This is a genomic window from Oricola nitratireducens, assembly GCF_014904745.1.
Lineage (GTDB): Bacteria > Pseudomonadota > Alphaproteobacteria > Rhizobiales > Rhizobiaceae > Oricola > Oricola nitratireducens.
This window is the reverse complement of sequence record NZ_JACZCS010000031.1, coordinates 85,525-102,464: the sequence shown is the minus strand read 5'-3', so window position 1 is coordinate 102,464 and position 16,940 is coordinate 85,525. Positions and strand designations below refer to the sequence as shown.

The 16,940-nt window shown below is 63.0% G+C and carries 19 protein-coding genes and 1 pseudogene; 12 read left to right on the top strand and 8 right to left on the bottom strand.

What is annotated here, in order from left to right; genetic code table 11:
• Positions 1–110: 110 nt before the first annotated feature.
• Entirely contained in the window at positions 111–815 is a 705-nt protein-coding gene (locus IG169_RS15575; RefSeq protein ID WP_193177141.1) for a hypothetical protein, read from the bottom strand.
• Between the two features lie 269 nt (positions 816–1,084).
• Between IG169_RS15575 and IG169_RS15570 the strand changes: the two genes are divergently transcribed.
• The 3 genes from IG169_RS15570 to IG169_RS15560 are packed head-to-tail and all read left to right on the top strand — an operon-like array spanning position 1,085 to position 3,710.
• On the top strand, positions 1,085–1,555 hold the full coding sequence (locus IG169_RS15570; RefSeq protein WP_193177140.1) for a hypothetical protein: 471 nt from the start codon (positions 1,085–1,087) through the stop codon (positions 1,553–1,555).
• Positions 1,552–2,631 carry a serine/threonine-protein kinase gene (locus IG169_RS15565; RefSeq protein ID WP_193177139.1) on the top strand — a complete coding sequence of 360 codons (1,080 nt, stop codon included), beginning with the start codon at positions 1,552–1,554 and terminating at the stop codon, positions 2,629–2,631. Before IG169_RS15570 ends, IG169_RS15565 begins: the two co-directional genes overlap by 4 nt.
• Entirely contained in the window at positions 2,628–3,710 is a 1,083-nt protein-coding gene (locus IG169_RS15560) for a DUF4917 family protein (protein ID WP_193177138.1), read from the top strand. Before IG169_RS15565 ends, IG169_RS15560 begins: the two co-directional genes overlap by 4 nt.
• Before the next feature lie 178 nt (positions 3,711–3,888).
• Here IG169_RS15560 and IG169_RS15555 read toward each other — a convergent pair whose 3' ends face one another.
• Positions 3,889–4,152, bottom strand: a complete 264-nt coding sequence (locus IG169_RS15555; RefSeq protein ID WP_343225667.1) for a hypothetical protein — start codon at positions 4,150–4,152, stop codon at positions 3,889–3,891.
• A gap of 429 nt (positions 4,153–4,581) precedes the next feature.
• Between IG169_RS15555 and arsB the strand changes: the two genes are divergently transcribed.
• From arsB to IG169_RS15540, 3 genes and pseudogenes are all read left to right on the top strand, one after another.
• Positions 4,582–5,622: an ACR3 family arsenite efflux transporter gene (gene arsB, locus IG169_RS15550; RefSeq protein ID WP_428982257.1), complete on the top strand. Its 1,041-nt coding sequence runs from the start codon at positions 4,582–4,584 to the stop codon at positions 5,620–5,622.
• A gap of 30 nt (positions 5,623–5,652) precedes the next feature.
• Positions 5,653–5,901, top strand: coding sequence for a hypothetical protein (locus IG169_RS15545; RefSeq protein ID WP_193177135.1), 249 nt, complete (start codon positions 5,653–5,655; stop codon positions 5,899–5,901).
• A gap of 79 nt (positions 5,902–5,980) precedes the next feature.
• Positions 5,981–6,136 (top strand): annotated as a pseudogene (locus IG169_RS15540) (ATP-dependent Clp protease proteolytic subunit); the annotation flags it as partial.
• Between the two features lie 25 nt (positions 6,137–6,161).
• On the opposite strand, the gene IG169_RS15535 reads toward IG169_RS15540, so the two are convergent.
• Together IG169_RS15535 and IG169_RS15530 are read right to left on the bottom strand one after the other, a co-directional pair.
• Positions 6,162–7,253 (bottom strand): class I SAM-dependent methyltransferase, encoded by a 1,092-nt coding sequence (locus tag IG169_RS15535; RefSeq protein ID WP_193177134.1) that lies wholly within the window; start codon positions 7,251–7,253, stop codon positions 6,162–6,164.
• 35 nt (positions 7,254–7,288) lie between these two features.
• Complete coding sequence (locus IG169_RS15530; protein ID WP_246717409.1) at positions 7,289–8,476, bottom strand: flavin-containing monooxygenase; 1,188 nt, start codon at positions 8,474–8,476, stop codon at positions 7,289–7,291.
• A gap of 102 nt (positions 8,477–8,578) precedes the next feature.
• Between IG169_RS15530 and IG169_RS15525 the strand changes: the two genes are divergently transcribed.
• Positions 8,579–9,616 carry a GlxA family transcriptional regulator gene (locus IG169_RS15525; protein WP_193177132.1) on the top strand — a complete coding sequence of 346 codons (1,038 nt, stop codon included), beginning with the start codon at positions 8,579–8,581 and terminating at the stop codon, positions 9,614–9,616.
• 20 nt (positions 9,617–9,636) lie between these two features.
• On the opposite strand, the gene IG169_RS15520 is transcribed toward IG169_RS15525, so the two are convergent.
• On the bottom strand, positions 9,637–10,710 hold the full coding sequence (locus IG169_RS15520; protein WP_246717408.1) for an Acg family FMN-binding oxidoreductase: 1,074 nt from the start codon (positions 10,708–10,710) through the stop codon (positions 9,637–9,639).
• Between IG169_RS15520 and IG169_RS15515 the strand changes: the two genes are divergently transcribed.
• The 3 genes from IG169_RS15515 (at position 10,709) to IG169_RS15505 (ending at position 12,215) form a co-directional block, all read left to right on the top strand.
• Positions 10,709–11,326, top strand: coding sequence for a hypothetical protein (locus tag IG169_RS15515; RefSeq protein ID WP_193177130.1), 618 nt, complete (start codon positions 10,709–10,711; stop codon positions 11,324–11,326). The genes IG169_RS15520 and IG169_RS15515 overlap by 2 nt on opposite strands.
• Before the next feature lie 118 nt (positions 11,327–11,444).
• Entirely contained in the window at positions 11,445–11,690 is a 246-nt protein-coding gene (locus tag IG169_RS15510) for a hypothetical protein (RefSeq protein ID WP_193177129.1), read from the top strand.
• 69 nt (positions 11,691–11,759) lie between these two features.
• A complete protein-coding gene (locus tag IG169_RS15505) occupies positions 11,760–12,215 on the top strand; it encodes a DsrE family protein (protein WP_193177128.1) in 456 nt (151 codons plus the stop codon).
• A 55-nt stretch (positions 12,216–12,270) separates the two neighbouring features.
• Here IG169_RS15505 and IG169_RS15500 read toward each other — a convergent pair whose 3' ends face one another.
• From IG169_RS15500 to IG169_RS15490, 3 genes are all read right to left on the bottom strand, one after another.
• Entirely contained in the window at positions 12,271–13,644 is a 1,374-nt protein-coding gene (locus tag IG169_RS15500) for a glutamate--cysteine ligase (protein WP_193177127.1), read from the bottom strand.
• Between the two features lie 96 nt (positions 13,645–13,740).
• Positions 13,741–14,478, bottom strand: coding sequence for a 16S rRNA (uracil(1498)-N(3))-methyltransferase (locus IG169_RS15495; protein ID WP_193177126.1), 738 nt, complete (start codon positions 14,476–14,478; stop codon positions 13,741–13,743).
• A 31-nt stretch (positions 14,479–14,509) separates the two neighbouring features.
• Positions 14,510–15,169 carry a hypothetical protein gene (locus IG169_RS15490; protein WP_343225665.1) on the bottom strand — a complete coding sequence of 220 codons (660 nt, stop codon included), beginning with the start codon at positions 15,167–15,169 and terminating at the stop codon, positions 14,510–14,512.
• Between the two features lie 170 nt (positions 15,170–15,339).
• Here IG169_RS15490 and IG169_RS15485 point away from each other — a divergent pair, with 170 nt between their 5' ends.
• The gene (locus IG169_RS15485) at positions 15,340–15,489 is read left to right on the top strand and encodes a hypothetical protein (protein WP_193177125.1); all 150 of its coding nucleotides are present in this window, start codon (positions 15,340–15,342) and stop codon (positions 15,487–15,489) included.
• Between the two features lie 114 nt (positions 15,490–15,603).
• Positions 15,604–16,914, top strand: a complete 1,311-nt coding sequence (locus tag IG169_RS15480) for an alpha-hydroxy acid oxidase (RefSeq protein WP_193177124.1) — start codon at positions 15,604–15,606, stop codon at positions 16,912–16,914.
• Positions 16,915–16,940: the final 26 nt, after the last annotated feature.

The following is a 16,940-nucleotide window of genomic DNA, read 5'->3' as shown; positions in this document are numbered from 1 at the left end:
CCTCTGCCCTTCGGGCATCTCCCCCACAAGGGGGGAGAGTGGGCGCGCGGCATCAGCGCCGCGCCTGATCGCCAAGCCGGATATTATGGACGTGTTCTGGATCATGCCGCTCACGACGTGTCTTCCCGTTCCAGCGACAACGCCAGCGCGTGGCACTCGGCGAGCACGTCGTCGACTTCGTGAAAGGCCCGCTTGCGGCGGCCGGGCGGCCAGCCGGGGCGCATCGGCGAGAAGTACTTGCTGCGGTTCAACCCGAGATCGCGCTTCGCTTTCCAGCGGGCGAGACGTTTGGCCTGTCCGGGAATGTCGTCCAGGGCGCGTTTCAGCCCGGCGAGCCGGCGGCGGAGGCGGGTGGCGTCGATCGCGTCGTCGGGCGAGGGAATCCAGTCCTCGGGGATCGGCGTCGGCTCGGTCAGGCCGATGAAGGTGATGCGCGGAAAGGATTTCGCGCAGCGGCGACGCGGGCGGAAATCGAAGCGCTTGCGCGGATCGAGCAGGGGAAGGCCCGTGAAGGCAGGGACGGATGTTGTTGTTGTTGTTGTTGTTGTTGTGGATGGTGTGGTGGGTTGTTTGCGGGGCGCCACCACTACAACAAGGTCGCGCGCGGCGATCACGATCAGGCGGCGGACGGCGGATTCGGCCGCACGGAGAATGCGCAGGATGTGGTTGTGGAGATAGCGCGACATAGTCGCTGCCGTCGCTCCTTCGGCGAGATCGGTCATGACGAACAACGCCGCGAGAATGCGCAGAAGCGCATCGCGGTTGCGGGCAATCGCCCTGTCCCAGTTGATCGTGCTTCCTTGCGCGTTCGTCATTCGGCAAGGGTAAGCGGAGGCGGGGGGCGGTGGATAAGATGGCCGAAGAAAAATCTTTCGTGGCGTTTCCGCCGGTCCGGGCGCGTTGAGGTTTTCGCCATGCCTGCCGATGACCGAAACGGGCGGATAGCTACCGTTCGTGTACCAATCGACCAATGTCGGTTTAGGTGCCAAATAGTTGACTGGTGTAAAATTTAGCTTATTACCGGTTTATTCTAATAAGAATATATTATTCACCTCTCTGTAGCGCTAAGCTAAAGTCTAGAGAGGTGTATTTATTGATAGTCTTAGGCTTCCGGAGCGATCCGACGACACCGCGCTATGCAATTGTCAATGGCGCTGCGGCACCGTTCGTGCTCCTCAATGCAGACGCGGAAAGTCGCCTGCGCTTCCCTGCTGACTGTTCCGAGGAAGCCGCAAAGGTGACTTGGCTTTATCGTGAGTTTGAGCGAATTTTTCACACACATCCGAATATCGATCGTGTTGTGATCAAGAAGGGCGAATTCACACAGGGTGATAACAACGCGAAACGTGTCGCGTCCTATCAGGAAGCCGCACTGCTTCTCTATTGCGGCCTACACAACAAGCCGGTCGTTACGAAGATTTACACGTCTCTCGGCACAAGAAGCGCTCAGGTTCGCGACCATGCCATTGCGCGTGTCGGTCAGACGACACGCTACTGGGACAGCAAGATGGCTGACGCGGTCATTGCCGCATGGTGGGGAGCGACAAACCCATGAGTCTCGCACCTGTAGCCATGCCAATCACGAATGGCACTACCTTTTACAATAAGTACCGGCTGGTGCGGCCCATTGGGCGCGGTTCTTTCGGTGAGGTTTGGCTGGCGCAGGACCAAGCGGTGAACCACGAATACGCGATCAAGGTTCTAAATGCCGGTATCGGCATCGATCAGCGTTTGCAAGAGGCGCAAGTCGGGCACGCTTTCACGCACAACAATCTTGTTCGCGTGCATCAGGCGGATGTGGCGACTGACGACAAAGTCGTCATAGCGATGGATTATTTCCCGGACGGGTCGATTACGACTCTCGCAAATCCCGGGAATTTCCTAACTTTACCCACAGCACTGCGCACCGTTATCGATATGCTTCAGGGGCTGGAGCATCTGCATCTGCACAACTTTTTCCACAACGATGTGAAACCGCAGAACATTCTGCGTGGTCCGCAGGGTCAGGCAAAACTCGCCGACTATGGGATCGTCGGGATTTCCACCAACGGTGCAGCTGTTCAGCCATCCAGTTGGTATGTGCTTCATGCCGCACCCGAGACGGTCGCAGGCAATGGGATTGAGGCCCGCACCGATATCTTTCAGACCGGCCTGACGCTCTTCCGTTTGCTGGTAGGCCTAGGCGCACTTGAAGCGAAGTTCAACTCGCTTGGGGGCGCAGCCTATACCAATGCCCTTGCCCGGGGCTCGCTGATAAACCGTGCAGAATTTCCGCCATTCATCCCAAACGCGGTTTGCCGCGCCGTCATGAAGGCCATCGATCCCGATCCCGCCAAGCGGTTTCAGTCTGCTTTGGAGATGCGACGGGCGCTCGAAAAACTGTCATTTGCGGGGCACTGGACGATTGATGCGACCGGCATGCTCAGCGGTGAAGATGTCCGGCACACTTATAGGTTCGAACACACGCCCGCGGGCGGAGCGAACGCTTGCGTCGCAGCGTTTAAGACAAACAGGACTTCAGGTCGCGAAACTCGCATTTCCCAATTCAGCAGTAAGAACCTCAGCAATGCCGAGGCCAACAAGCTCATTGTCAGCTTTCTCAAGGCTGTCGTGGAGGGAAAAGTGCCATGACCGTCAAACTTCTCGACTTCAGTCAGGCACTCACAAAAGCCGACGCCTACGGCAAGAAGCACCTTCTGCTTGGCAACGGTTTCAGCATTGCCTGCAAGCCGGACATCTTTGACTATGGGTCTCTCTTCGAAGAGGCGAAGAAGACCATGTCCAAGGAGTTGGCTGCAATATTCGCGGCGATGGGCACGCAGGACTTCGAGGAGGTCATTCGTGCGCTGCAACACGCCGCTGCAATTGTCAGCGTCTATCGGCCTAAATTCGTGACGACCAAGAAGTTGCTTTTGGACGATGCCGAAAAGCTCAAAACCGACCTAATCCAAGCCGTTGCCGGCCGCCATCCGGCGCGACCAAATGATATCGCCGATGAGCGCTATACCGCCTGCCGCACCTTCCTTTCAAACTTTGTGGGCGAAGGAGCGAACGGCAAAATCTACACCATGAACTACGACCTGCTGCTCTATTGGGCGTTGATGCATGAAGAGGAAGACGTACTGGCACGCATTGCGCTGAACCACGATGATGGCTTCCGCAAAGATCAAGAGGACTATGACGCGCCTTACGTGGAATGGCAGGGTGAAGGAGCCGCGCGTGATCAGAACATTCATTATCTGCACGGCGCGCTTCACCTGTTTGATGCCGGTTACCAGCTTCAGAAATACACGTGGGTGAACACCGGCAAGGCGCTGGTCGATCAAGCGAATGAAGCGCTCAAGAAGAACTTGTTCCCCGTCTTCGTGGCCGAAGGCGATAGCAAGAGAAAGCTGACCAAAATTCAGCACAGCGCGTATTTGCACCACAATTTTAAGAGCTTCGCCGGGGTGTGCCAGACGAAATCGAGGGATGGCACGGCTCTCTTCGTCTATGGCCACTCATTCGCGAAGAATGACGCTCATGTTCTGAACATGATTGGAAATGGGAAGATCGCTCACCTGTTTGTCAGCCTTTACGGCGACCCGTCCAGCAAGGCGAACCAGGCAATCCACTCCAACGTTGATCGCATCGTCGGGCTGCGACCGCAGGCTTTTCCTGCACTGAAGGTCGACTATTTTGACGCGGCCTCGGCGAAGGTCTGGGGCTAAAAGCTATTTATGCTTCAGAAGCTCTGCTTCTATGTAAAGATCGAACGTCGGCAAAGGGCGGATAGCCGAAGTCGGGATGCGTCGACCCGCGCCGCCGGCAAAAAAGTCTGGCGCCGTCACCGAACCGGACTTGCGCGCGCTGGCTGCCGGACCGGAAACGCGGGAAAACAAATCCGGATCAGCTCTCTTGCCGGGTTTTCCGGGAGACCGTTCCTTCGAGCCTTGTCGCGGCGGCGACGGTGTTGAAGATCGTGCCGTATTTGCGGACGTTGGGATGCATGAGGTCCAGCCGCCGGCCCTCTTCGTCGCTGTCGATGACCAGTTCACAGGTGATTTCCGCCATGAAGGGCGGGCTGTCCTGCCGCTTGCCGAGCAATTCCACCTCGACGCCGCGATAGTCGAAATTGTTTGTCGGGGCGATCCGCTCGATGCCCTTGATCATGCAGGCCGCCACTGCCGCAAGCAGCAGTTCGGCCGGATTAAAGGCATCGTCGCGGCCGTTCACGTCTGTATCGAGCGTGATCTCCGCATCTTTCGTGTCCCGACGCTGCCGTGCCTTGACGGAGTGCTCGAGCATGGGTGTATCCCTTCCTGTGTCGGGATCCCTTACGCGGCGCCGTCGCGGCGAATTGCAAGTTCGCATTGTTTCGAAAACGGATTTGGTGGAAACATCGCGCATCGCCGGCATTGCGTTTTTTCGGGCGGTCCGGAGATCGATCGACGCCGATCGGGGCGGGACCTCGTCTGCGGCGTACATGAAGCCGGCGGCCGAGCCTGTTGTCAGGTTGGGCAACTGGTCCGGGAATTGGTCGAAGGTGGAAAAGACTTGAACAGTGACATCTCCGCGCAGGATGCCGCGTCGCCCGGCGGCATAGGCTTCTTCGAAAAATGGCTGTCCGTATGGGTTGTGTTATGCATCGCCGCGGGCATCGGCCTCGGCTCGGCCTTTCCCGGCCTGTTCCGGTTTCTCGCCAGCCTGGAATATGCATCCGTCAACCTGGTGGTGGCCGTCCTCATCTGGGGCATGGTCTATCCGATGATGGTGAATGTCGATTTCGCCAGCCTGCGTCATATCGGCGATCGACCGAAGGGACTGGTGATCACCATTGTCGTCAATTGGCTGATCAAGCCGTTCACGATGGTGGCGCTCGGCATACTCTTTTTCGAGGTCGTCTTCGCCGACATCATCGCCCCTGCCGACGCGCAGCAATACATCGCCGGCCTCATTCTGCTTGGCGCCGCGCCGTGCACCGCGATGGTTTTCGTCTGGTCACAGCTCACCCGGGGTGACGCAACCTACACCCTGGTCCAGGTATCGCTGAATGACCTCATCATGGTCTTTGCCTTCGCGCCGATCGTAGCCTTGCTGCTCGGCGTCACCGACATCGCGGTTCCGTGGCAGACGCTGATCTTGTCTGTCGGTCTTTATGTCGTGATCCCGCTCGTTGCCGGAGCCATGACCAGAAGCTGGTTGGTGAACCACGCCGGACGCGGAGAATCCCCTGAGACCTCGATTGCCCGGTTCACCGGCGGTATCAAACCGTTTTCGGTTCTTGCGCTGCTTGCCACGGTTGTTTTGCTGTTCGGTTTCCAGGGGCACGTCATCCTCGATCGTCCTCTGCTCATAGCGTTGCTTGCCGTTCCGCTGCTGGTGCAGTCTTATGGCATTTTCGCGCTTGCCTATGGCGCGGCCTATTTGTGGCGCGTGCCGTTCAATGTCGCAGCGCCATGCGCCCTGATCGGAACCTCGAACTTCTTTGAACTGGCCGTGGCGGTTGCCATCAGCCTCTTTGGCCTGAATTCCGGCGCCGCATTGACGACTGTCGTCGGCGTGCTTGTCGAGGTTCCTGTAATGTTGTCGCTTGTCGCGTTTGCAAACCGGACGCGTCACATGTTTCCGGCCACGGAATGAAATTCGACAAGGAATGCAGAGGATTATGACATGAAACAGGAACACAAGGCCTGCTATGGAACGATGTTCCACGACACGCTGCACATCGACACCAACCACGCGATGAAGGGTAAAGTGTTCAGTTTCGAGGTCGACTCGAAGGGATTGGGGGTTTCTGGCCGTCTCGTCAAAACGGACATCGCGGAATGGGATGATTGTCTCGCATGTCCGGAGTTCGAACACTGTTACAAGCTTTGCATGGCGAGGCTCGCCCTCGAGGCGGCGGTCGCATCGCGTTAGGCGAGCTTCGAAAACCGGATTTCCTTCGCGCGTGTTGACAACAGGCGCCGCCTGACTGTGTCGAAGACATGCGACGGCGCTGCGCGAGGCGCTCGGCGGCTATCAGGGCAAGGTCTCCGACATATTGATCCATGCCGAGGAAACGAGGCGGACGAAGGACCAGATCATCCGCCTCTACGCGAAACATTGCGGACGCACATACGAGGAGGTCGAAAGGACCCTCGACCGCGACCGCGCGGCGTGACGCGGGATTGCCGGGCTTACTCGCCCGGCCGGCAGACGAACCAGACATTCATCGGGTCGTGCTCCAGCACATGCCGTTCGACGTCGCCGAAACCGGCCTGCCGCAGCATCGTCTCCGCCGTCTCCCAGCCCCACATCGTGCCGAGACCCGGACCGCCCTGGCCGAGCGAGATCGGTGTGCAATGCGTGCAGGACGCGGTGTAGAGGAAGGCGGCGAACGGGAAATCGATATTGTTTTCCAGCGCCGCCGACCCGCCGATATCCTGCACGAGATAGGCGCCACCTTTTCGCAGCGCGCCGCGAAGGCCGTTCAGCAGTCCCTGCGGGTCCTTCTGGTCGTGAATGGCGTCGAACGAGGTGATGAAGTCGTAGCGTTCCCGTTCGTCGAAGCCGGTCAGGTCGCGGACCTCGAAATTGACATTGCTGACGCAGGCGGCGGCGGCGTGCTTTTTCGCCGTCGCGATGGCGTCCCCGCACAGGTCGTAGCCGGTGAACCGGCTGTTCGGAAACGCCGCCGCCAGCGCAACCAGCGCGCCGCCCGAACCGCAGCCGGCGTCGAGGACGTCGACGCCTTGTTCCAGCCGCTCGCGCATGCCGGCAACCAGCGGCAGGATTGTGTCGAACATCTGCGCGACGACGGTCTGCTCGCTGTCCTCGGCCATGATGGCGTGGAAACAGGGGTAGTCCGCGTAATGCGTGCCTTCGCCAGTCCTGAAGCACTCGATGATGCGGTCCTGCGTCGCCCCGACCATCGGCACGAATTGCGCATAGACCGCGAAATTGCCGAGCGCCGCGCCGCGCGTCAGGCATGCGGCGTGTTCCTCCGGCAGGCGATAGGTCCGCGCGTCGGCGTCGTAGGCGACGATCCCGCCGGTCACCATGACCGCGAGCCATTCGCGGACATAGCGTTCGGCGAATCCCGCCGCGTCGGCGATCTCCTGCGATGTCGAAGCCGGCAGCGTCGCCATCAGGTCGAACAGGCCGGTCTTGTGGCCGACCGAGATCATGACGGCGATGGCGCCGGAATTGATAATTTCCCCGATCCGGCCGGCGAAGGCTTCGGCGGCGTGGAAATCGAGCGCGGTGGTTTCTGCGAGTGCGTGTGTCATTGTTCGTTTTCCTTTTTCGATCTGTTTTGGGAATGTCAGGCGTGGGCGCCGGCGACCGCGGCGGCGGCAACCGGCTTGTGAGCCGGCCGGCGGGCAAGGTCGGCAGAGATTGTCGAGGCGATTGCCCGGCCGTTGCGGCTGGCGGCACGGAAATAGCCGCTCATTGTCGGGCGCATGCCGATGCACCACAGGCCCGGCGCGTGCGGCAGGGTCTGCGCGCCGTCGATCCGCGGCACGCCGCGGCTGTTCAGCACGTCGAGATGTCCGAGCAGGGGCTCCAGCCCGGTGCGGTAGCCGGTGGCGGCGATCACCACGTCGGGGGCGATGCGGGTGCCGTCCGCGAGAACGACCATGCGTTCCCGGAAGCGTCCCACTTCCGGCACGATGCGCATCCGGCCCGCCTTGACCGCGGCGACGAAGCCGTTGTCGATCGCCGGCGAGACGCCATCGGTCGCCATGCGGGTAGCCCCGCCATCGGGATGGACGGGAAAGCCGTATTGCCTGAGATTGCCGAACGCCATGCGCTCGGTGTCCCTGAGCATCCAGTCGATTGCCCGCAGCGGCAGCAGTTCCAGCAGCGGAGCCAGGCGCTGCATCGGCACGCCGAACATGAACGCCGGGAAGACCACCGAACCCTTCCGGATCGAGATCAGCACCGACTGCGTGTCGACGCGGCTGAGATGGTTGAGGATGTCCGATCCCGAGTTTCCCGCACCGACGACGAGGACGTTTTTTCCTGCATATTGATCAGCGTCGCCGAAATCGGCGGCGTGGATCAGCCGGCCCTCGTAGTCGCCGCGCCCCGGCCAATCCGGGATGAAAGGCGTGGCTTCACGGCCCGTGGCGATGACCACGTGTTTCGCCGCGACCGGCCCGGAGCCGGTCTCGAGCCGCCAGCCCTCGCCAGCCCTTTCCAGCGCCGTCACCTCGACGCCAAACTCGACCGGCAGGTCGAGGTTGCGGGCGTAATCCTCCAGATAGCGGATCAGCGTGTCCCGGCTCGGAAAGGTGCCGGCGTCTTTCGGCATTTTCAGGCCCGGCAGTTGCGACAGGTCGCGATGGGTGTTGAGGCGCAGTTGCGGATGCCGCTTGCGCCACGGGCCGGCGATCTCGTGCGATTTCTCCAGAAGCCGGACCGAAATACCGGCCTGTCTCAGGCAAAATGCGGTAGCGAGACCGGCGGCGCCCGCGCCGACGATCGCCACATCTGTCATGGGTTGCATGTTCGTCTCCTTCGATTGGATGGCCGGAGACATATGCGAGACGGGATCGGGTCATTAGTGGCGCAATGGACAGAAACGGGGCATTTAGGACATACTGCCGCGATGACCGTCCAGACAGACACACAGCCGATCCGCATTTCCATCCTGGCGCTTCCGGAGAGCACGCCGGCGGCGATCTACGGACTCTACGAAATGTTTTCCTCGGTCGGCGTCATCTGGCCGGAACTGACCGGCGAAGGCGAAGCCAGGCCGCGCTTCAGGGTGGAGATCGTCTCGCTGGACGGGGCACCCTATGCCTGCCCGATCGGCATAACGATTGCGCCGAACGCTGCGCTGGCCGACGTCACCGCGACCGACGTCATTATCGCCACCGACCTGGCGCTGTCGCACGATTTCGAGCCGCAAGGCCATTGGCCGGAAATGGCCGAATGGCTGCGCGCCCGCCATGCCGAAGGCGCGATCGTCTGCTCGGTTTGCACCGGCTCGGTGCTGCTGGCGACCGCTGGCCTGCTCGACGGCGAGCACGCGACGACGCACTGGTCGGCCTGCGATCTTTTCGCCAGGCATTTCCCGCGCGTCGCGCTGTGCCCGGAGCGGATCGTCCTGCCGGCCGGCGAGGGCCACCGCGTGATCACCAGCGGCGGCGCGTCGTCCTGGGAGGATCTCGTGCTCTATCTGATCGGGCGGCTTTGCAGTCCCGCCGAGGCGATCCACACCGCGAAGATTTTCCTGCTTGGCGATCGCAGCGAGGGCCAATTGCCCTATGCGGCGCTGGTCCGGCCGCGCAGTCACGCCGACGGGGTGATCCGCGCCTGCCAGGAATGGGTCGGCATGCATTACGACGACACCAATCCGGTCGCCAGGATGGTGGAGCGCTCCGGACTGAACGAGCGCACTTTCAAGCGCCGGTTCCGCGCCGCGACGGGCCACTCGCCGATGGACTATGTCCAGACGTTGCGCATCGAGGAGGCGAAACAGACGCTGGAAACCAGCGACACGGCGACCGACGAGATCGCCTATTCGCTCGGCTACGACGACCCGACCTATTTCCGCCGTCTGTTCAAGAAGCGCACCGGCATCACGCCCGGCCGCTACCGGCAACGCTACCGGTCGGTGACGCAAATCCGGGACACGGTGTGAGGCGCGCCTTGTCGCGCCGCTCAAGCCATCCCCACGATCACGTCCTCGATCGGCCGCCTGAGCGAATACGGCATCGGGTCGCCATAGCCGAAACGCACGATCAGGTCGGGCGAGACGCCGCCGCCGAGCCATTGCGCGAAATCGCGGCGCGCGGCGGGGATCTCGATCGGCTGGTTGAGGAAGGCGTGGCGGATGCCGAGCGCCGTCGAAGCGAGCGCGAAGCGCTGGTAGCTGCGCCCCGCCTGCACCCAGTGGGCCCGGTCGTCGTGATCGGAGACGAAGACCGCCAGGCCCGCAGAGGACCGGATCTGTTTCGCGTAACGGTCGTTCTCGGAACCGGCGGTGAAGACGAAATCGAAGATCGCCCGCCCGAGCCAGTCCGGCAGCGCCGGATTGCCGGAACAGGGGCTGTAGAGACCGTCGCGCCTGCGCACCGCCGTGGCCGCGCCGAAACGCAGCCAGTGTTTCAGTTCCTTGCGGAAGGCGGGATCGTTGACCTGCGTGGTGTTGGCGGCGACGACCATCTCCAGCACCTGTTCGATGCGTTCCGGTTCGGTGACGAGGATCATGCGCGCGCCCGGAATTTGCGCGGCGGCTTCCAGCTGTTTCAATTCGTCGACCGGGACGGCGCGTCCGTCATAGGGCGAGCGGGTGCACTGGCGCCTGGTGATCGCGTCGAACAGCTTGTCGTGTCCGGCCTGGCCGTCGCCGATATCGACCTCGACATGGCCTTCGCCGGTGGGCACGAAGGCGATATCCGCCGGCCATCCCGCCGCCTGCGCCGCAAGCGCGAGATTTTCCGCCGCGCAGCCGAGACTGGCGAAGATGTGGTGGTGATTGGCGTCCGCCGCCGGCGTCGCGCGCAGGAAGTCGGGCCGGATCGCGCCGCGCGAGCCGTCATGGCTGAACAGCCAGGGCTGGGTGTTGTGGCTGTTTGCGGCAAGCGTCGCGTAATGGACGAGATAGGAAAGGTCCGGCGACGCGCCGGGCGCCAGCGGCTTGCGGATCTCCGCCGCGATCTCGTCATAGGGCGCGCGCGGCGCAAACGCGTAAGCCACGGCTCCGGCCGCGGCGGCAGCGCCGGCGCCGATCATGAGATTTCGCCGGTTCAGCATGAATAACCCCCGTACCGCGCACTCTGGTGCGGGCAGGAGACCGCATGCCCGCGCCGTCGTCCTTGACGTCGGTCAAGACATGCGGCGAGCCTGTGCCGGCGGGCGCCCGGCGGCAGCGCCGTTCTGTGGGCCGCAAAGTGTCGCAGGCTTCATTGTCGCATTGCCTTGGTATCGCGTTTTGGCGCAAATCGGTGCCGGAAAAGACCGGACCGGCATGTCATCTCGTCGACGAAATATTCTTGCAGGGGTTGTGCGCGCGCTTTGCGTGCTGTCGCTCGTCCTGATCTCCTTCGCGCACCGGCCGGGGCTCGCCTCCGGTTCCGACGCGGCGGCGGGCTATGTCTTCCCGGACGGATCCGTCGCCGTGACCTGCCTGAATGGCGACGACAGCGACGGCCGGCACAAGGCTGGATCCGGCCCGTGCGAGTTCTGTCGCATTGCCGCCTCGATTGTCGTTCCGTCTCCGCCTGAATCCTTCGAGAGCTGCCCCGTTTCGGTTCGCGCCCGTTTCCTGCTGCCGGACGATGACGATATCGTCCGCCAGGTTGTTTTTGCGCACGCGCCACCGCGCGGACCTCCCTTCTTCCAAATCTGATCGACCTGCGACGGCAGGACCGAGCCCGGCTGCGCCCTGAGTGCGGCCGGAGGCAGGGTGCGGCTTTTCGCGGGCCGGCCCGGCCGGCAACCCCGTTCACTCAAGAGGAATACAGAACATGAAACTATTCAGAACCGCCGTTTTTTCGGTGCCGCTCATCGGCTGGCTGCTGCGAAGCGCCTGGAACGGCGATGCAAGGGAGAAGGTGTTTTTCATCCTCAACCTGCTTTTGCTCTGGGCGATGGCGTTTCTTCAGTTTGGCTATCCGGCCCTGATCGTCCCCGCCGTCACAATCGCCTTCGCCTATCTCGCATTCCTGGTCTTCTTCACCGCCGGCGATTTTCTCGCCGGCGGCGGGGAATAGCGCCACGACGAATCCCTTCCGGCCGGGGGTTGGCCGGACATCACCCAACTCGATCAAAGGAGAGAAGAAATGAAATATTTGAGGAACATGCTTGTCACGCTTTTGGCGTTCTTCGCGATTTCCGCGGCGCCCGCCGCCGCCCAGGACGCGCCGCCCGCCGGATTGTTCGTGAACCTGACCACGGACGACACCTGGTCGGCGGCGAAGGCGATCTACTTTGCCCATGAAAAGGCGCTCAAGAACGGCATCAAGCCTGTCGCGATCTGGTTGAACGTGCGCGCGGTTTATCTGGCCGACAAGAAGCGTCCCTCCAATGTGCCCGGCCTCATGCGCGAGGCCGACAAGTCGATTCAGGACATGTTGAGCGACTTCATGGCCGACGGCGGCGTCGTGATCGCCTGCCAGGCCTGCACGAAAGCCGCCGGCCTGACGCCTGACGACTATATCGACGGGGTGAAAATGGGAAGCTGGGACGTCGTCAGCGGTTTTCTGTTCGACCCGAACGTGAAAACCCTGAGCTGGTAATCGCCCATTGGCCAGGATCGCGGGGGCACGCCCCCGCGGTCCGCGCGAACCCGTCCTAGTAGGCGTATTCCATGAAGACCGGCTCGATCGATTCCGCCCAGACGGAATGGAACTCGGTGACCATCTGCTCGGCCGCAGTCGTGCCGCGCGCGACGATTTCTTCCAGCGGCGCCAAGAAATGGGCCTCGTCGAAGCCTTCGGAATTGAGCTTGGCGCGCGATTGCAGGCCATTGCGCGCGATGCGGAGCACGTCGTAGCCGATCTCGCGCACCGTGCGGTTGTGGATCTTGGCGTTGAGGCCTTCCACCGGCACCGCGTCGCGCAGCGCGACGACGTCCTCGAACGACCAGTCGCGCGTCAGCGCGTCGGCCGCCTCCAGCGCGTCCTCGTCATAGGTCAGCCCGACCCACAGCGCCGGCAGGGCGCAGATACGCCGCCACGGCCCGCCATCGGCGCCGCGCATCTCCAGGAACTTCTTCATCCGCACTTCCGGGAACACCGTCGACAGATGGTTGGTCCAGTCGCCGAGATTGGGCCGCGCGTCCGGGATCTCGCCTTCCAGCGCGCCGTTCATGAACTGCCGGAAGGTGACATGGGTGCAATCCCGGTACTTGCCCTCGCGCAAGACGAAATACATCGGCACGTCGAGCACCCATTCGACATAGTCCATGAAGCCGAAATCGTCGTTGAAGACGAAGGGCAGCACGCCGGAGCGGTTGTTGTCGGTGTCGCGCCAGATGTCGGCGCGCCAGGACAAGAGGCCGTTCGGCCGGCCCTCGGTGAAGGGCGAGTTGGCGAAGAGCGCGGTGGCGATCGGCTGCAGCCGGTAGGAGACCTGCATCTTCTTGCGCATGTCGGCTTCCGAGGAGAAGTCGAGATTGACCTGGATGGTCGAGGTCCGGTGCATCATGTCGAGGCCCTGCGTGCCGACCTTCGGCATGTAGGCGCGCATGATGTCGTAGCGCGATTTCGGCATCCGCGGCGTTTCGGCCAGCGTCCATTTCGGGCTGGCGCCGAGGCCGAGGAACTTGATGCCGAGCGGGTCGGCGATCTGGCGCAGCTGCGCCAGATGGGCGTTCGATTCGCGGCAGGTCTGGTGGATCGATTCCAGCGGCGCGCCGGACAATTCGAACTGGCCGCCGGGTTCCAGCGAGATCGCGCCCATGCCGGTCGGCTCGAAGAGCCCGATGATGCGGCCCTCGTCCATGATCGGCGCCCAGCCGAGCGTCTCCCGCATGCCTTCGAGCAGCGCCCGGATCGAGCGCTCGCCTTCGTAGGGCACCGGGCTGTTGTCCTCGGTGAAGAAGGGAAATTTCTCGTGCTCGGTGCCGATGCGCCATTCATCCTTCGGCTTGCAGCCGGACGCCAGATAGGCGGCGAGCTCCTCGACGGAGCCGATCGGTGTTTCGTCTGTGGTGTCGCGCGCCATCTGGCCGTCCCGTCCTTTTATTTGCGACGTTTGATGGACGAGCGGCGCGGTGAGGGCAAGCGCAATTTTCTACACGGTCGGTCAAGGTAAATTGAACTAGCCCCAATCCCCGACCGTCGCCTGGATGACGGCGAGCGCGGCGACGGCCGCCGTGTCGGCGCGCAGGATGCGGGGGCCGAGCGGGATGGCGGTGACGAAGGGGAGCGCGCGGAGCTGCGCGCGTTCGGCGTCGGAAAAGCCGCCTTCGGGGCCGATGATGACGCCGAGCGGCGCCTTTTCCAGCGCTTGCAGGATCGCCAGCGGATTGTTCGTCGCCGCGTCCTCGTCGCAGAAGATCAGCCGCCGGCCGGTGTCCCAGTCGGCGAGAAGCCGGTCGAACTTCACCGGTTCGCGGCAGGCGGGAATCGACAAAATGCCGCATTGCTCGGCGGCCTCGACGGCATTCGCCGCCATGCGCTCGACATTGACCTTCGGCATCTGCGTGTGATGCGTCATCACCGGCTGCAAGACGCCGGCGCCCATCTCGACCGCCTTCTGCACCATGTAGTCGAGCCGCCCGGACTTCAGCGGCGCGAAGCAATAGACGAGATCGGACGGCTCGGGCTGCGGGCGAACCTGTTCGGCGATATCGAGCGCGGCCTGTTTCCTGCCCGGCTGGCGCAGTACCGCGCGCCACTCGCCGTCGCGCCCGTTGAAGACGAGCAGCTCCGCGCCTTCGCCCATTCGCAGCACGTTGAGCAGGTAGTTCGACTGCGCCTTGTCCGGATGAATCGTCGCGCCCGCCGCGAGCGGGGCGTCGATGAACAGGCGTTGCATCTTGTAGTTGGCGCGCATGGCAGACGGATGGACCGGACGGCGAAAAAGGTCAATCGTCCGGCTCTTCGGCCGGATGGACCGGCGCGGTGTAGTGGATCGCCGGCGCGTAGCCGGCGCGAAGGGTCCTGACCGTCGAGGGCGGCGTCAGCAGCGCCAGCCCGGACGGCGGCGTCGCGGCCGGCGAATAGCCCGCAAACGACCAGCGCCAGGCGTGGCCGGCGCGCATCAGCATCGCCTCCCCGCCATGGGCGATGATCGTTCCGTCGGGCAGGTCCTCGGCCGGACAGGGCAGGGGGTGCAGCCGCTTGGCGCGGCCGTCGAGGCGCTCGGCATGCAGCACGACGTCCATTTCGGACGCCTTCGGCGGTTTCCCGCCATTGCCGGCCGCCCAAGCGGCCTGGAAGCGTTTCGCGTCGGCGTTGCGGCAATAGAAGCAGGGCCGGTGCCCGGCGGATAGCGCCGTCGCCTCGTCGAGGAAGAACAGTTCCGTCCAGCCTGCCTTCCCGTTGCGGCCATTGTGGCCCATGACGTCGCGCCTGACGCCCCTGAAATCGCACGCGCAGATGATCCATGCCTTGCTCGTCCAGCGTTTGACGGGATGCAGCGTCCGCGTTTCCGGATCGTGCAGGATGCCGCGATTGCCCGTAAACGCCCCGTGCGCGGGATCGGCGAGGATCTCGCCGAAGGGGGTGACGCGGTTTTGCAACACCTGGAAAATCCTTCCGTGAAATTTCCGTGGAACCAGAAGATGTCTCTGGCGTTCATGCTTTGTAAACTCTATACGGCCCGCCGTGCCAAAGCGGTTTGTGACCGTTGGCACATCAACTCTTCGCCGCGCATGGTTCCATGCCGCCGAAACCGGAATTTCAGGAGCGTATCATGACCGTGCGCACGGCTTTTCTGTCGGCGGCGATGTTGTTGGCCATCTCGTTCTGGGGCCTTGCGGTCTACACCGAAGGCGCCTTTGCGGGCAAAGTGTCCGAGGACGGCTACGGCATTTCCGCCGGCCTGACCTCCCTCAACAGGTGACCCGAGCGCCGGCATTCGGCCGGCGTATCGCCCGTACCGGGCATTTGCCGTCTTTCCCTCGCGCCATACAGGCGCTATGAGCGGTGCCACGCATCGGGAGAGGAACGAACTGGCATGAATCTCGACAAGATCACCGACATTCACGATCTCCAGAAAATTGCGCGCCGCCGCGTGCCGCGCATGTTCTACGACTATGCCGATTCCGGCGCGTGGTCCGAATCGACCTATCGCGCCAACACCGACGCCTTTTCGGAAATCCTGCTGCGCCAGCGCGTCGCCCGCAACATCGACAATCGGTCCGTGGCGACCACCATGGCCGGTCAGGACGTCTCCATGCCGGTGGCGCTTGCGCCTGTCGGGATGACCGGCATGCAGCATGCCGACGGCGAGATCCACGCCGCCCGGGCGGCGGAGAAATTCGGCGTGCCGTTCACGTTGTCGACCATGAGCATCTGCTCGATCGAGGCGGTCGCGGCGGCGACGACCAAGCCGTTCTGGTTCCAGCTCTACGTCATGCGCGACCGCGGTTTCGCGGCGTCGCTGATCGAGCGCGCCAAGGCGGCGGGCTGCTCGGCGCTGGTGCTCACCCTCGACCTGCAGATCCTCGCCCAGCGCAACAAGGACGTGAAGAACGGCCTGTCCGCGCCGCCCAAGCCGACGCTCGCCAATCTGATCAACCTGGCCTTCAAGCCGGCCTGGTGCCTCGGCATGGCCGGCACCAGGAACCGCTCCTTCGGCAACATCGTCGGCCATGTAAAGGGCGTCGATGACATGTCCTCGCTCGGCGACTGGACCAACAGCCAGTTCGACCAGACGCTGGACTGGGAATCGGTCGAGTGGATCAAGAAGCACTGGGACGGCCCGCTGATCCTCAAGGGCGTCAACGATGTCGAGGACGCGAAGATCGCCGCCGGAACCGGCGCCGACGCGATCATCGTGTCGAACCATGGCGGCCGCCAGCTCGACGGCGCCGCCGCCTCGATCGACATGCTGGCGCCGATCGTCGACGCCGTCGGCGACAAGATCGAGGTCCATCTCGATTCCGGCATCCGATCCGGCCAGGATATTTTCAAGGCGATCGCGCTCGGCGCCAAATCGACCTATATCGGCCGCGCCTTCATCTACGGTCTCGGCGCCGCCGGCGAACAGGGTGTCACCAAGGCGCTGCAATTGTTGCGCAAGGAACTCGATGTCACCATGGCGCTGGCTGGCGAGACCGACATCAACAATGTCGGCCACCACAACCTGCTCGCGCCGCCCGCGACCGAACGCAAGGTGATGAAGGCAAAGGCGCCGGCCAAAACCGCAACGAAGCAGAAACCGGCGGCAAAACGGCAAGCGGCCGCGGCCAAGACCGCGACCAGGCGGACAACGGCAGCGAAGCGTACAACGCCCGCAAAACGCAAACCGGCAAGCAAGGCCTAGCCGGCCGCTTTGTCCGGGTCGCTGCC

Coding starts and splice junctions, on each gene's coding strand:
- IG169_RS15515 (WP_193177130.1), top strand. CDS start 10,709: ATGAGATTTCGCCGGTTCAGCATGAATAACCCCCGTACCGCGCACTCT.
- IG169_RS15505 (WP_193177128.1), top strand. CDS start 11,760: ATGAAATATTTGAGGAACATGCTTGTCACGCTTTTGGCGTTCTTCGCG.
- IG169_RS15535 (WP_193177134.1), bottom strand. CDS start 7,253: ATGACACACGCACTCGCAGAAACCACCGCGCTCGATTTCCACGCCGCC.
- IG169_RS15485 (WP_193177125.1), top strand. CDS start 15,340: ATGACCGTGCGCACGGCTTTTCTGTCGGCGGCGATGTTGTTGGCCATC.
- IG169_RS15480 (WP_193177124.1), top strand. CDS start 15,604: ATGAATCTCGACAAGATCACCGACATTCACGATCTCCAGAAAATTGCG.
- IG169_RS15495 (WP_193177126.1), bottom strand. CDS start 14,478: ATGCGCGCCAACTACAAGATGCAACGCCTGTTCATCGACGCCCCGCTC.
- IG169_RS15520 (WP_246717408.1), bottom strand. CDS start 10,710: ATGATCGGCGCCGGCGCTGCCGCCGCGGCCGGAGCCGTGGCTTACGCG.
- IG169_RS15525 (WP_193177132.1), top strand. CDS start 8,579: ATGACCGTCCAGACAGACACACAGCCGATCCGCATTTCCATCCTGGCG.
- IG169_RS15510 (WP_193177129.1), top strand. CDS start 11,445: ATGAAACTATTCAGAACCGCCGTTTTTTCGGTGCCGCTCATCGGCTGG.
- IG169_RS15555 (WP_343225667.1), bottom strand. CDS start 4,152: ATGATCAAGGGCATCGAGCGGATCGCCCCGACAAACAATTTCGACTAT.
- IG169_RS15565 (WP_193177139.1), top strand. CDS start 1,552: ATGAGTCTCGCACCTGTAGCCATGCCAATCACGAATGGCACTACCTTT.
- IG169_RS15575 (WP_193177141.1), bottom strand. CDS start 815: ATGACGAACGCGCAAGGAAGCACGATCAACTGGGACAGGGCGATTGCC.
- IG169_RS15560 (WP_193177138.1), top strand. CDS start 2,628: ATGACCGTCAAACTTCTCGACTTCAGTCAGGCACTCACAAAAGCCGAC.
- IG169_RS15500 (WP_193177127.1), bottom strand. CDS start 13,644: ATGGCGCGCGACACCACAGACGAAACACCGATCGGCTCCGTCGAGGAG.
- IG169_RS15530 (WP_246717409.1), bottom strand. CDS start 8,476: ATGCAACCCATGACAGATGTGGCGATCGTCGGCGCGGGCGCCGCCGGT.
- IG169_RS15545 (WP_193177135.1), top strand. CDS start 5,653: ATGAAACAGGAACACAAGGCCTGCTATGGAACGATGTTCCACGACACG.